Source organism: Gluconobacter frateurii (assembly GCF_002723955.1).
In the GTDB taxonomy this organism is placed as follows: Bacteria; Pseudomonadota; Alphaproteobacteria; order Acetobacterales; family Acetobacteraceae; genus Gluconobacter; species Gluconobacter frateurii.
The window spans coordinates 33425-48261 of sequence record NZ_BEWN01000001.1 but is presented as its reverse complement, the minus strand read 5'-3'; the positions used below and the strand labels follow the sequence as shown (position 1 = coordinate 48261).

The window sequence follows — 14837 nt, the reverse complement described above, 5'->3', positions numbered from 1 at the left end:
AAGACGCGAGCCGGTTTTCCTGCCCCCTGGCAGAGCCGCGCAGCCTTCAAAGGCCTAACGCAAAAGTAGCCTCGGAAAGAGGCGATCACTTATCCGTGACTTCGTTTCCAACACCCCTCATCAGGCGTTGTGCCATCAGAAAGCCAAAAATTAACCAACGTCCCCAATATGTGGGCCGGATAACAAGAAGGGTGTGTGTGATGGCGCAGAATACGCCCACTCCGGCCAAGCGGGAGCTACAGCTCTTGTCTGTCGCTGCTGAAATGTATCCTTTCGTCAAAACCGGAGGGCTGGGTGATGTTGTTGGTTCTCTCCCTCCGGCTCTTGAGCGGCAGGGTGTCAGCACACGGACAATACTTCCAGGCTATCCATCTGTCCTGCGCGCGCTTTCCAACAAAGAAGAAACGATCCGGATTAATAACGTTCTGGGTCATGCGGTTACGGTCTGGCACGGGCGTGCCGATGGTAATACGATCTATGCGCTTGATGTCCCCTCACTCTATGATCGGCCTGGGAACCCTTATCTCGACGCCACAGGCCAACCATGGGCGGATAATGGACTTCGTTATGCTGTTTTGTGCCGCGCGGCTGCACTCATTGCCGCCGGTCTTCTTCCTGACTGGAAACCAGAAGCCGTTCTGACCCACGACTGGCACGCCGGACTTGTGGCTCCCTATCTGCGCTATATGGAAGGGGCCACCCCTCCAGTTGCACATGTCATCCATAATCTGGCGTTTCAGGGGCTTTACCCCCGTGACATGCTCCAGACATTTGGCCTGCCTGACTGGTCCTTCACGTCCGACCAGCTCGAATATTATGGGCAGATCAGTTTCATGAAAGGTGCCCTTCAGCTTTCTGACAGACTGATCAGTGTCTCTCCAACCTATGTCGAAGAGATCCAGACACCCGAAGAAGGCATGGGCCTGGATGGTGTTCTGCGGGCACGCTCGAACGTTCTCACAGGTATCCTGAACGGCGTAGACCTTCGGGAATGGAACCCCATGACGGACCCGTCTGTCTTCTTTCCGTACGCCGTGGGAGACATCATGGCGCGGCGCGCCAACAAGCGCGTTTTTCAGGCTGAATTTGGCCTTCCCCAAAAAGCGGATGCCCTGCTGCTCGGGATGGTGAGTCGCCTGACGACCCAGAAAGGAGCGGACCTTCTCGCCCGTCTCGCCCCCCGCCTGTTCCAGGAGAACATCCAGCTTGCCGTAGTGGGAGTTGGCGATGAAACAATTATGCAGGAATTCGCGGCCCTTCGAAGCCGCTATCCTGACAATTTCGTTTGCCATCTTCGCTACAGCGAAACACTCGGCCACAGATTACATTCTGCCGTCGATGCCTCTTTGATACCGTCACGGTTCGAACCATGCGGCCTGACGCAGTTTCACGCGCTCCGGTATGGATCAATTCCCATTGCAGCTCGTGTCGGCGGCTTGAGCGATACGATCATCGACGCCAATTCCGCTGCTGTCTCGGAAGGTGTGGCGAACGGCATTCTGTTCTCTCCCACAACGGAAGACATGCTGTATCTTGCCATCCGTCGGGCCCAGACCCTGTTTCGCCAGAAAGCCGTCTGGGCACGGATGCAGCGCAACGGCGCTCTGCATGATGTCTCCTGGAACGGAAAAGCCGCTCAATATGCGCAGCTTCTCCATGAAATGTCCGGACACGAAACAATCATGACGGATACGGGCACTGATATCGCTCCCAGGCGCGCCGATCCCAACTCAGCCCGACCACGCCTGTCACGTCAGGTTGCCCGTATGCCGCGCACGGCATCGGGTACGACAACCTCGTCTCTTGTTCCATTTCCACCGCGTACGGGCACCCGCCCCTGAAAGTCTGTTCTATGCTTGCTCGTACGGTCGATCCTGCACTGCAATCCATGATTGACACTCTTATGACTGGCCAGTGCGGAGACCCTTTCGCACTGTTGGGACGGCACCGGGACCATCGGCAGGATGTTGTCAGGGTCTTCTACCCTGATGCTCTGGAAGTCCATCTGATGGTGGAGCAGTCATCCGGGCAAACCATCGAAAAAATCATGCGCCGCATTGATGACCGTGGGCTGTATTCAGCCACCCTGCCACGCTCGGCACGGTATTATCTCCGTATCCGCTGGGCAGATGCCTGGCAGGAAACCCACGATCCTTACAGCTTTGATCTGCTGCTCGGAGATATGGACCTTTATCTGTTTTCAGAAGGAAAGCATCAGCAGATTGACCGCATGATGGGGGCCATCCCGATGACGGTGGGGGGTGTGTCAGGCGTGCGTTTTGCGGTCTGGGCACCAAATGCCCGGCGTGTTTCGGTTGTTGGTGACTTCAACATCTGGGATGGACGAAGACACTGCATGCGCCTCCGCCATGGGTCGGGTGTTTGGGAGCTTTTTATTCCTGGCGTACAGGCCGGAGAACGATACAAATACGAACTAGTCTCCCATTCCGGGAAAGTCCTTCCCGCCAAAGCCGATCCTTACGCCAAAGTCGCTGAACTGCCGCCCGCCAACGCATCCGTTGTCGCGGCTCCGGATATGTTTGAGTGGCATGATGATGAGTGGATGACCACACGTCAGACCCGGCAGGCCAGTACGGCCCCCATCTCAATCTACGAAATGCACGCCCCCTCCTGGCGGCACCCTCAGCACGGTCATGACATCATCAGCTGGGACGAACTGGGAGACACGCTCATCCCGTATCTTCAGGACCTGGGCTTCACACATCTGGAGCTTCTTCCGATTGCGGAATATCCTTTTTCTGGTTCCTGGGGGTACCAGCCCCTGAGCCTCTATGCCCCTACGGTGCGTCACGGCTCACGCGCGCAATTCGCGCGATTTGTCGATCGGTGCCATCAGGCGGGTCTAGGCGTCATCATTGACTGGGTGCCTGCGCATTTCCCTGCCGATCAGCACGGTCTCAGCCAGTTCGACGGCACACACCTGTACGAACATGCTGATCCACAGGAAGGCTACCATCAGGATTGGCACACACTGATTTACAATTATGGACGCAATGAGGTCTGCGGCTTTCTGGCAGGAAGTGCCCTTCACTGGCTGGAACAGTTCCATATCGACGGTCTGCGTGTCGATGCCGTCGCATCCATGCTGTACCGGGACTACAGTCGTAAAGACGGAGAATGGCGCCCCAACATTCATGGTGGTCGCGAAAATTTGGAAGCTGTTAATTTCCTGCATCACCTCTCCGAAACATTGCATGAGCTGCATCCGGACACACTCCTGATTGCAGAAGAATCAACATCCTGGCCGGGTGTAACCGCTTCGGCGCGAACAGGTGGGCTCGGGTTCGACTACAAGTGGAATATGGGATGGATGCATGACACGCTGCGCTATATGGAGCGTGACCCGCTCTGGCGGGGGTACCATGCCTCGGACCTCACATTCGGGATGGTTTACGCCTATTCTGAGCGCTTCATCCTGCCTCTTTCCCATGACGAGGTTGTTCACGGAAAAGGATCCCTTCTGGCCAAAATGCCAGGAGATGACTGGCAAAAACATGCCAATCTCCGTGCGCTCTATGCCCTGATGTGGGCATATCCTGGCCGCAAACTCCTGTTTATGGGTGGGGAACTCGCCCAACCAGAAGAATGGGATCACGAAGGAGAACTCGCCTGGTATCGGCTGTCCGACCATTACGGACGCGGTGTGCATGACACGATCCAATCTCTGAACAGGCTTTATCGGCATTTGCCCGCCCTGCATGCCCTTGAAGACAGCTACGAAGGTTTTCAGTGGATCATCGCGGATGACACCCAGAACGCTGTTTTCGCATGGCTCAGGCAGGCTCCGGGGTCCCCGCCAGTTCTGGTTGTCGGAAACATGACGCCGGTCCCTCGCATGGATTACCGCATTGGCGTCCCATGGGGCGGTGTATGGCGGGAGTTGCTCAATACCGATGCACAAGCCCTTGGAGGAAGCAATCTAGGAAATCAGGGACAGGTTTATGCGCAGGACATTCCCGCCCATGGCATGGGACAGTCCGTCACTCTGACACTACCTCCACTGGCCGTGCTCTATCTTTCTCCCGCCTCCTGAGAAAAAGGGTCAATCCCCATGTCTTCATTCAGGTTCAGGAACCGCTTCGGCGCAGAACTTATTGCTCCGGATCGCACGCGTTTCACGCTCTGGGCACCTTCCTGCGACAAGGTTTCTGTGGAAGTGGAAGACCTGCCGCCCCTCACCATGCGGCGCCACTCTGACGGCACATTTACGGCCGAGGCCCCCTGTGGGGCCGGTGCGCGATACTTTTACAGGGTCCGGGACGAAATAACGGTTACAGACCCTGCAAGCCGCTTTCAGCCCGACGGCGTTCATGGACGCAGCGAAGTTCTGGACCCGGACTCCTACGACTGGAAACATCCAGACTGGAAAGGACGCCCCTGGGAAGAGACAATCATTTACGAGACGCATCTCGGTCTTGAAGGCAATTACGAGGGTATGAAAGCCCGGCTTCAGGAACTGGCCGACCTTGGCATCACAACCGTTCAGTTCATGCCCGTCAACAGTTTCAGCGGGCACTGGAACTGGGGTTATGACGGCGTTCTCGTTTATGCTCCAACTCCTGCCTATGGTCGTCCGGATGACCTCAAGGAGCTGATCGATCACGCCCATTCTTTGGGCCTGATGGTCTTTCTGGATGTGGTCTATAATCACTTCGGCCCGGACGGAAATTACCTTCTGGAATATGCCAAAGGCTTCTTCGACCCACGCTATGATACGCCATGGGGAGATGGCATTGATTTCCATAATCCGATTGTTGCCGATTTCTTTATCGACAATGCGCTGTACTGGCTAATGGAATATCGTTTCGATGGACTACGGATCGACGCAGCATGGGCCATTACGGATAGAAAATGGTTCTATAAACTTCAGAGCCGCATCCATAAAACCATCGAGAAAGGACGTCATGTCCATCTCATTCTTGAAAACGAAAACAACGATTCCGGACTACTACGTGACGGTTATTCGGGACAGTGGTGCGAGGACTGGCACCACACCCTGACCGTCATGCTTAGTGGTGAGGACAAGGGATTTTTCCTGCCCTTCCATACGGAAACAACAGCCCTTCTCAAGCGGGTTTTAACGGAAGGATTAGCCTGGCAGGGCGAGTATTTCCCGCCCCGAAAAAAGGCACGTGGCACGCCAAGCAGTGACCTGCCCTCCACCAAGTTCGTCACGTTCTTGCAGAACCATGATCAAATCGGCAACCGCCCGCTCGGGGAACGGTTGATTACCCTTTCGAACCCTGCCGCCTTTCGCGCCGCTTACGCTCTGCTATTGCTCTGCCCCATGACGCCCATGCTTTTCCTTGGAGAAGAATGGGGCTCAACGACGCCATTCTATTTCTTCTCGGATTTTCACGGTGAAATCGGCAAGAAAGTCGTTCTCGGGCGTGAAGAGCAGTTTGCGGAGTACTGTAACCTGACAGATCCGGAGATCCTCAAAACGCTCCCTAACCCCATCGACCCCAAAACCTTCAGACTGTCCAAGCCTGACCGGAGCCAGCGAGAGTCCCCAGCAGGGCAGGCATGGCTGGCCATGACGCGAGAACTCCTGTCCCTCCGCCACTCGAAAATTACACCTCATCTGAAAGGAGCTTACAGCGCCGGAGCTGACATTCTGGGAGACAAGGCCGTTGTTGCGCGCTGGACGTTGGCAAATGGCAGCCTACTGACGATAGCCATCAACCTTGGCAAAGAGGCCGCCAAATTTACAGACCCCGAAACGGTGTTCTACGAAACGGTCCTGAACCGCCATCCCGGACACCTTCCGGCTGGCAGTCTGGTCGCAGGACTGGACCGCCCTCTGTAGAAAAAAGATCGCCCTTATAACGGGCGATCGCTCTTACTGGATGCAGTCTTTTCGCTGAGCCATCCACCCTGAAAGCCTGCGCGTTCCAGACCATCGCGCAGGTATGGGTTCTTCTTCATGACGTCCCACACGAAACCACTGCGCCAGTTTTCCAGCATCAGCAGGATTGGCCCCTGATCAATACCGAGCTGCTGACCGTCTACCCAATAATCGTTCTTGTCCTTGAAGGACGGATTAAAGGAATCCAGGAAGCCGTACTGATTATAGATCCGGTTTCCATAGCGCTTTTGCATCTCTTCAAGAGCCGGAAGTGCGATTTCCGGAGCAAAGGCAATGGATCCACCAGCCGCCGTCGGGGCAATGGTGCCATCATCAAGAATGTAATCCCGCCCGGCTCCACGCGCACTGTAGGCCAGATAATGACGGGGTTTACCGTTGTAATCCTGATGCGCGTCTCCCGGACCGTCACACGCCGTCAGGCCCCAGATATTCGCCCCATAATCTTTCCAGTCGCCCGGATTGGCCTGTGCATAGGCCCGCTGCGCATATACGGCTTCGCGCCCATTCTGGAAATAATCATCCTTATGTTTGCGGTTGAAGTCATCCTGAATACCACGGAAGTCAATCCAGGATTCACTGTACTGATGACCAAACATCGGTGCAAAGTTCAGAAGCTGATGCCCCTGGAAGTCACCCCACTGCCCGTCATACGTAGCAGTCCAGGTCTTCCACGTCTGTGCAGGCAATGGATGCGTCGGAGAGGCGATAGCCAGAAGGTATATGATCAGACCTTCGTTGTAGCCTTTCCAGTCTGTTGTGATGAAGTTGTTCGGCGGAGACCAGCCCATGCTGAGCCAGGGACCATGGGCTTTCATCCACGTCCAGTCGACCCGGCGATACAGACGGTCCGCAATATCGCGGATTTCCTTTTCCTTCGCGTTGTCCTGATTATAGTAGGACTGCGCGAACAGAACGCCACCCATCAGAAGTGTCGTGTCTACGCTTGAAAGCTCTGACCAGTCCGCAACGCGGAGGCCCGTGTTCGGGTCAAGGAAATGGTAGAAAAAGCCCTTGTATCCGGAGGCACCAGAAACTTTGTCATTCTGCGGTAAGCTGATGAGAAATCTTAGAGTTGTCAGCGTACGATCAACAGCCTGATCGCGTGTGACATAGCCGCGCTCGGCGCCGATCCCGTAAGCTGTCAGCCCAAATCCCACACTGGCAATGCTGGCCGCGCCATTGGGAAGCGGCGAGCGATCCGGTACCAGTCCGTTTTTCGGATTGGCCGTATCCCAGAACCATTGGAACGTCCGATGCTCCAGATCTTCCACAAAGGCCTGATCGGTCTTGGTCAGCGCAGCGGGGTTGTCTGCCTGAATAGTACCGGTATTCGCTGCCAGCGCAGTTCCTGAAGAGAGGGCAAGATGCACAGCCCCTGCCATCACTCCGGTTCGGAGGAGACGGGAGGAGGAAGCACAGAACTGTTGTCCTGCACGTCGTGCTGTCGAGAGAAACCTGCTGCCTGGCGCAGGCTGCATCCGAAAGTCAGTGCTCATGCGCTCACCATAAGCGCAGACCACGCATCACTTGAATGTGGTGTTACATCACAAGATCGTGATGATTTTAACCCGCAGGAAACTGCCGATATTAACGAATATTATTAGCTCCGAAATTCAAGAATCAATACTATTTTGCAAGCTTCCGTTACACGTCCGATTCCCGCTCGACGGGGGAAACTCCCTCTCCCAGAAACCGGGCCGCAATTTCTGCCGTAACAAAGGCAGCAATCATTTCAGGTCTTTTGTCCCGAACGCCAAAATCCCCGATCGGGCAAACAAGCTTATCGATCTGCTCCTGCGGAATATCAATCGCTCGGAATGCACTTTCAAAACGCTTGCGCTTCGTCCGGGAGCCAATCATGCCAACGTATCGCAAATCGTTCCGGGCCAGCGCAGCACCCGTGATCAAAGCATCCAGCGTATGGCTCTGCGTCAGGACTAGAACGCCGGATCCAGCAGGCACCGCATCAAGAATGCTCTCCCAGTCAGACGTCACCTGCGCATCAACGGCTGGTGGAACCGGCCCGAATTCATCTTCCCGTGCGTCCACCCATATGAGTTGCAAAGGCAGCAATGCGAGCGACTTGGCCAGAGCCCTGCCAACATGTCCGGCCCCGAACAGGATCAGCCGAGGCAGCCCTTCCCGCTCTTTCCATGCCTCACGTTCAAGCGCCTCCATATCCACGACGCGCTCGATACTGACGGTGACGGCCCCTCCGCAACATTGGTTGATGGCCGGGCCCAGCGGAATATGCCGCTCAAGACGACCACCATTCTCCGTCAAAAGAGTACGGGCCTCTGCCATGCAGTCCCACTCCAGACGCCCCCCGCCAATGGTCCCAACCTGCTCGCGCGACGTCACCAGCATGTAGGCCCCGGCTTCACGCGGAGTAGATCCTTTGGCAACCAGAACCGTAATTCTGGCCACTGCCTCCCCCGCATCACGCCAGCGGCGGATGGCTTCCAACATGGTCAGTCGATCTCGCCACGCAGGCTCATGGCAGTACGCAGAACCCGTTCCGGCGTGGCGGGTGCATCAAGCTGGGGGCAGGTCTTGTAGTCATTCAGGCTGGCAAGCGCGTCAGAAATGGCCTGAAGAACAGCCACGCCATGCACAAAAGGAGGCTCCCCAACGGCCTTGGACCGGAAAATTGTCTCTTCCCGGTTCGGGGCGTTTTCCAGCAGTTCCACATTGAAAATACGCGGACGATCCGAACAGGCCGGGATCTTGTAGGTGCTGGGGGCATGTGTCCGCAGACGACCAGCGGGATCCCAGACCAGCTCTTCCATCGTCAGCCAGCCTGCGCCCTGCACGAAGCCACCTTCGATCTGCCCGACATCAATATCCGGGTTCAGGGACTGCCCGGCGTCATGGAGAATATCCACGCGGTCCATGGTGTTTTCACCCGTCAGCAGATCAACGGACACTTCCGCACAGGCCGCGCCATAAGCGAAGTAGTAGAATGGACGTCCTCGCCCTGTTGCCGGATCCCAGGAAATCTTGGGCGTTTTGTAGAACCCGTTGGAAGACAGGGAAATACGGGCGAAATAAACCTGCCAGGCCAGTTGCTGGAAAGTCATGACGTCTGAGCCGACATGCACGCCATCTGGCAGGAACTGCACGTCTTCCTCAGCGACATTCCACTTCTCGGCAGCAAACGCGATCATGCGGCGCTTGATCTTGGTAATGGCGTCCAAAACTGCCATGCCGTTCAGATCTGCCCCGGAAGACGCAGCCGTTGCGGATGTGTTGGGAACCTTGCCAGTTGTGGTGGCAGTAATGCGTACCCGGTCGGACGTCAGCCCGAACTCACGCATGGCAATCTGCACCATTTTCGTGTGCAGACCCTGCCCCATCTCCGTCCCGCCATGGTTCACCTGCACGGAGCCATCCGTGTAAACGTGAACCAGCGCACCAGCCTGATTGTAATGTGTCGCCGTGAAAGAAATGCCGAATTTCACCGGCGTCAGGGCAATCCCGCGCTTGATGTAACGACTGGTTTTATTGAAAGCGCGGATCTCTTCCTTGCGCTTTGCATAATCGCAGCGCCGTACCAGTTCCGTGACGATTTCCCGGCTGATCGAATCTTCCACCGTCATATGATACGGCGTGACGTTCCGGTCTGTCGTTCCATAGAAATTTCGCAGTCGCACAGTCACAGGATCAAGCCCCGTCGCAAATGCGACTTCCTCGATCACCCGTTCTGCCGCGACAATACCCTGCGGGCCACCAAACCCTCGATAAGCCGTGTTGGACTGCGTGTTGGTGCGCAGTGGCTCGGAACGGAACCGCACATCCGGATAGAAATACGCGTTGTCTGCATGAAACAGCGCACGATCCACAACAGGACCGGACAGATCGGCGGACCAGCCACAGCGGGCTGCCAGAACCATATCGACTGCCAGAATGTCCCCGTCATCCGTAAAGCCGACATCATAATCGACGACAAAGTCATGCCGCTTGCCGGTCATCATCATGTCGTCGTCACGGTCCAGACGCATCTTCGCAGTCTGCCCGGTCAGATCAGCCGCAATGGCCGCCAGACAGGCCGCAGCATTGGCCTGCGTTTCCTTACCCCCAAAGCCCCCGCCCATCCTGCGCACTTCCGTCGTGACCAGATGATGCGGCCGACCCAGAACACACGCCACCAGATGCTGCGTTTCAGACGGATGCTGCGTGGAAGACCAGACACGCATTTCCCCGGCCTCACCCGGCTGAGCCAGAGCGGCCTGCCCTTCAAGGTAGAAATGCTCCTGCCCGCCCATCGTGATACTGCCAGACAGACGACGCGGTGCGGCAGCCAGTCCGGCATCCACATCACCGCGCTTCATGACCAACGGGCGCCAGACCAGATCGCCACCGGCTTCCCGCGCCTGAGCGACGTTCAGGATAGCAGGCTTTTCTTCATACTCGATCTTCGCGAGCCGGACGGCCTTACGGGCAGCCTGACGAGACGTCGCCACCACGGCAAACATCGGCTGGCCCCAGTAGTAGACATGATCCGTGGCCAGTAGGGGCTCGTCATGCGCATGAACCGGGCTGATCTCATTCTCGCCCGGAACATCCTCGGCCGTCAGAACCCGCACCACACCCGGCGCAGACCGCACAGCGTTCAGATCCATGGAAACGATCCGCGCATGAGCTTTGGTGCTCAGCCCTGGAACAACATGCAACATGCCTTTCGGCTCAGGCATATCGTCAATGTAGTTTGCTCGCCCTGTCACATGCAGGATCGCGCTTTCATGTTTCATGCTGGTCGATGCAGCACCCTGAACCAGCATCTTGCGAGCCTCAGACATGAGCCAGCCCTCCGGTGCGAGCCAGACGCGCCAAGGGGCCGCCCGTCGTTTCTTCAAAGAAACGCGTCAGCAGATTGGCGGCCACTGTGCGACGGTACCAGTCCGTCGCACGCATGTCGGTCAGTGGCGTAAAGTCCTGTGCGATGGCAGCGCGCGCGGCTTCAAGTGCCTCTTCATTCCAAGCACGTCCCAGCAGCGCGGCTTCCGCCTGCTCAGCCCGCTTGGGTGTTGCCGCCATGCCGCCATAAGCCAGACGTACGGACGTGATGATGCCTTCAGCATTCCGCTCCATCATGAAGGCCCCCAGAACCGCGGAAATATCCTGATCGAAGCGTTTGGAAATCTTGTACGCACGAAACTGCGCATTCTCCGGAGGAACCGGAATAGTCACGCCTTCCACAAACTCGCCCGGCCGACGGTCCTGCTTTCCATAAGCAATGAAATAGGATTCCAGCGGCAAAGAGCGGCGCTCATTGCCCAGACGCAAATAAAGCGTAGCCCCTGCGGCAATAAACATCGGCGGTCCATCACCAATCGGGGAACCGTTCGCGATATTCCCGCACACCGTCGCGCTATTGCGAACCTGCGTCGAACCCAGACGGCGGATCATTTCCCCCGCATCCGGCAGCAATTCCGCAATGCGTGGCTGGGCTTCCTGATATGTCACGGCGGCCCCAATTGTAAGACCTTCCGCTGTTCGTTCCATACGGCGAAGTTCTGGCACACGGCCGATGGCCACAACATGCCGAAGCTGCCGCATCCCCTTCGTCACCCACAGGCCAACATCCGTAGCACCGGCAACGATGGTGGCGTCTGGGTTCTGTTCCAGCGTTTCGGCCAGAACATCTACATTACCCGGTACCGTCAGCGTCCCTTCCGGGCCAGAAAGCTGCACGGTTTCACCATCATTCAGCTCAACCAGACGCTCCGTAATGGTCTGAACCTGCGCATCGAAACGATCAGGCCCCGCGGTCATGGACTGCTTCATGGCCCGCACGATGGGCGCGTATCCCGTGCAGCGACACAGGTTTCCCGCCAGCGCGTCATCAATCTTCGCATCGTCATCCGTAGCACCCGGCGCCTTGCGATAAGCGGCCATGGACATGACAAAACCCGGCGTACAGAAGCCACACTGGGAGCCATGCTGCTCGACCATTGCCGCCTGAACCGGGTGCGGAGCATCCGGCGTGCCGAGATCTTCAATCGTATAGACCTGAGCCCCGTCCAGCATACTCACGAACTGGATGCACGCATTAACCGCGCGCCAGACCAGCCGGCCCTGTTCCAGCCGAACAACCAGAACCGTACAGGCACCGCAGTCCCCTTCGTTACAGCCCTCTTTCGTTCCGGTCCGGCCGCGCTCACGCAGCCAGTCCAGCAAAGTCAGCGTCGGAGAGATGCCGGCCAGTGCACAGCGTTCGTCACCAAGATAAAACTGGACGACCTGCCTCATCACACCCGCCCTCCTGAACGCGACGTCTGTACTGGAAAAAGAAAGAATTCTGGCTGAACTGGCAAAACGCGACCCTGAAAAAAGCGGGGAATCCCGGATACGAAAATGGGAAGACTAGCAGACTCCTGCACCGGGCAGAGCGTTGCCGTCCAGTACCAAGATACGCATAGAGTGTTGCTTTTTCGAGAGCATGCTTGATCGGAAGCCCAAATAAAAACACCCGGCACGACGGCCGGGTGTTTGCAGAGTGCCTGAAAACCGAATTCAGAACTTTGCGGAGACGGTTCCAAAAAACTGTCGCGGGGCAGCAATGAACAGATTGGCGTTATCATCGCCCGAAACAGAGGCAGCACCATAGACGCCACCAATATATACCTGATTGAACAGGTTCGTGACACCAAAGGATGTCTGGAAGTTCTGAACAAATCCGATCTTACCAAAATCATACGTCGCGTTGAGATTGGACGTCCAGTAAGCGGGGATCTTCTCGTCGTTCGTATAAGTCATGTAACGCGCACTGGTATAGGTTGTGTTGAAATTGAAAGTCGCGCGCTTCCAGGTATATGTGACGTTCGCCTTGTACATGAACTTCGGATAGTAGACCTGATGCTTTCCCTTGATGCTGATATAGGCACCATTATAGGGCAGCCGTGAATCTTCGTATGTCGCATCGTTCCAGCTGAAACTGTTGGTGATGGCCAGACCAGGAAGAGGACGGATCGTTCCCGCGACATCCGCACCGTTCATCGTTTCACGACCAACATTCATGAAAGCGCTGTAGGTGTTACCCGTCGATCCACTCGTGATGGCAGCCAGTCGGTTGTAGTAATCCGTGTGATAGAAATCGGCGCTTCCAGAGAAGAAATGCGAGTTGAAGCGATAGCCGACGACATAATTCCACGTCCGCTCTGGCCTTAACGTCTGCTTGTTCGCATTGAACACAGACTGGGCAGAGTTTGTGGAACTTCCCAGGCCACCCCATGGGTTTCCGCTGCTACTCTGCGCTCCGTAATCGTAGGCCCGCATGTTTTCAGCAATGTCAAAATAGATTTCATGCTGGTTCAGGAAATGATAATCGAAATTGAAATGCGGCAGGAAGGCATTTGCCGCCGTCAGGCTGCCAGACGCCGGATGACTGTAATAGACGCCCCACTGTGACAATGTGTCTGTATTATCAATGCTGGTACCACCGTGGGTCGTTTGCAGCAGAGATCTGAACCCGGCCGTCACCGTCATTTCAGGTAGAATGTGGTATGTGTCCTGGAGATAGAACTGGAAGGTATTGGTGTTGAAGGAATCTTCCCACCATTTCGTGCCGTTCTTGAAATTGGAAATGGACGAATGTGGTGTATCCACACCGTCTTCATACATCTCCATCGGGTAATTAAAGCGGTCGTTCTCGTACCAGAGACCTGTCTTGATATCGTTATGATGCCCGGCCTGAATATCGAAATTCTGTACAAACCCCAGTCGACGCACATCCGGATGCCCGGTTTCCATGGCCATCGGAACCTGAGACGTAGGAGATGTCAGGAACGGGTTGGTCGCACTATAATCACCGTTCGAAACATGCGCATAAGCAATTGTTTTGGAATTCACATTCGGGAAAAGCCGGAAATCCCCCGTAATGGCCGACATGTAGTTCCGCTGTGTCTGGGTTCCGTCATAGGCGTAATCGCCAATTTCATCGTTGGACAGAATGCCTTCCAGATTGCTCGGAACACCGCCATTCTGGGCGTAAGTCGCATATTCCTTGGCCAGTTCGTAATTCGGCTTCAGGTAGGTCGTGTTACGCCCCATCTTCTGCCACATGTTTTTTGTCAGGCTGAGGTAATTGTACTGCTCGAAATTTGAATAATCGAAGATGGCTGTAATCTTGCCGCGATCCCCCACCGGCTGCACAAGCTTGAAATTGGCCTGTTGCTCCTGCTGGTCTCCATAGCCTTTCCACAGATCCTGTGCCGTGCGGGCATAGGCGACGTAAAACTTCGTCCCGCTTGCATTCAGAACACCACTGTCAGCCCGCGCAAATGTACGGAAACCATTGTTGCTGCCAAAGAGCTGGCTGATCCGGCCGCCAGCCTTGTTTTCCGGATCACTGGACGTGAACGTAATTGCCCCACCGAGGGTCTGTGCAGACGGCGTATCAAGAGCTCCTGCTCCCTGAGACATGGTCAGGCTCTCGATATTTTCCTGAATTTCCATCTGGTCGACGCCAAGACCGTTCCAGTTGTGGAAGCCCTGTCCTCCCATTGGAATACCGTCCAGGGAAACCCCAAGCTGGGTCTGGTTGAAGCCGCGCACATAGAGCGTATTCGCCACGGTATCGAGGCCGAAGGCATCATCAGATGCAAAGTTCGCGCCCGGCGTGGTCAAGGCCAGAACCTGCATCGGGCTTGTACCCGCCACGAAATGATCAAGCGTCTGACGACTGACGACCTCGACCGCGCTGTGCGCACCAGTTCGATGCGCCCGGACCATCAGGGCTTCTGAGCCAGATTTAACAGATGGTTTTGGCTTGGCTGGCACGGGCTTCTGTCGTGACAACATTTTTCTGGAAGACGTCTCGTGACGGTGTCGGGCGTTCTGGGTAGCGGCGCTCGCTACGCCGGTCAGCAGGCCTGCCAGTGCAACGCCAGACAGTAGAAGCCGAGATGCTCGGGGCATTAGGATTCCGTTTCATTGGATATCAGAC

General features: G+C 56.1%; 8 protein-coding genes. 3 read left to right on the top strand and 5 right to left on the bottom strand.

Going from position 1 to position 14837, the window contains the following annotated elements; genetic code table 11:
* Positions 1-200 precede the first annotated feature (200 nt).
* The 3 genes from glgA to treZ are packed head-to-tail and all read left to right on the top strand — an operon-like array spanning position 201 to position 5830.
* Positions 201-1841, top strand: a complete 1641-nt coding sequence (gene glgA / locus GFR01_RS00185) for a glycogen synthase GlgA (RefSeq protein WP_099180829.1) — start codon at positions 201-203, stop codon at positions 1839-1841.
* An 11-nt stretch (positions 1842-1852) separates the two neighbouring features.
* The gene (gene glgB / locus GFR01_RS00180; RefSeq protein ID WP_099180828.1) at positions 1853-4054 is read left to right on the top strand and encodes a 1,4-alpha-glucan branching protein GlgB; all 2202 of its coding nucleotides are present in this window, start codon (positions 1853-1855) and stop codon (positions 4052-4054) included.
* A gap of 18 nt (positions 4055-4072) precedes the next feature.
* A complete protein-coding gene (gene treZ / locus GFR01_RS00175; protein WP_099180827.1) occupies positions 4073-5830 on the top strand; it encodes a malto-oligosyltrehalose trehalohydrolase in 1758 nt (585 codons plus the stop codon).
* Between the two features lie 14 nt (positions 5831-5844).
* Here treZ and GFR01_RS00170 read toward each other — a convergent pair whose 3' ends face one another.
* From GFR01_RS00170 to GFR01_RS00150, 5 genes are all read right to left on the bottom strand, one after another.
* Positions 5845-7272: a glucoamylase family protein gene (locus GFR01_RS00170; RefSeq protein WP_099180826.1), complete on the bottom strand. Its 1428-nt coding sequence runs from the start codon at positions 7270-7272 to the stop codon at positions 5845-5847.
* Between the two features lie 262 nt (positions 7273-7534).
* A complete protein-coding gene (gene xdhC, locus GFR01_RS00165; protein WP_099180825.1) occupies positions 7535-8359 on the bottom strand; it encodes a xanthine dehydrogenase accessory protein XdhC in 825 nt (274 codons plus the stop codon).
* 2 nt (positions 8360-8361) lie between these two features.
* Positions 8362-10689 (bottom strand): xanthine dehydrogenase molybdopterin binding subunit, encoded by a 2328-nt coding sequence (xdhB, locus tag GFR01_RS00160; RefSeq protein ID WP_099180824.1) that lies wholly within the window; start codon positions 10687-10689, stop codon positions 8362-8364.
* Positions 10682-12142 (bottom strand): xanthine dehydrogenase small subunit, encoded by a 1461-nt coding sequence (gene xdhA, locus GFR01_RS00155; RefSeq protein ID WP_099180823.1) that lies wholly within the window; start codon positions 12140-12142, stop codon positions 10682-10684. Before xdhA ends, xdhB begins: the two co-directional genes overlap by 8 nt.
* 264 nt (positions 12143-12406) lie before the next feature.
* Positions 12407-14809 carry a TonB-dependent receptor family protein gene (locus tag GFR01_RS00150; protein ID WP_099180822.1) on the bottom strand — a complete coding sequence of 801 codons (2403 nt, stop codon included), beginning with the start codon at positions 14807-14809 and terminating at the stop codon, positions 12407-12409.
* Between the last annotated feature and the right edge of the window lie 28 nt (positions 14810-14837).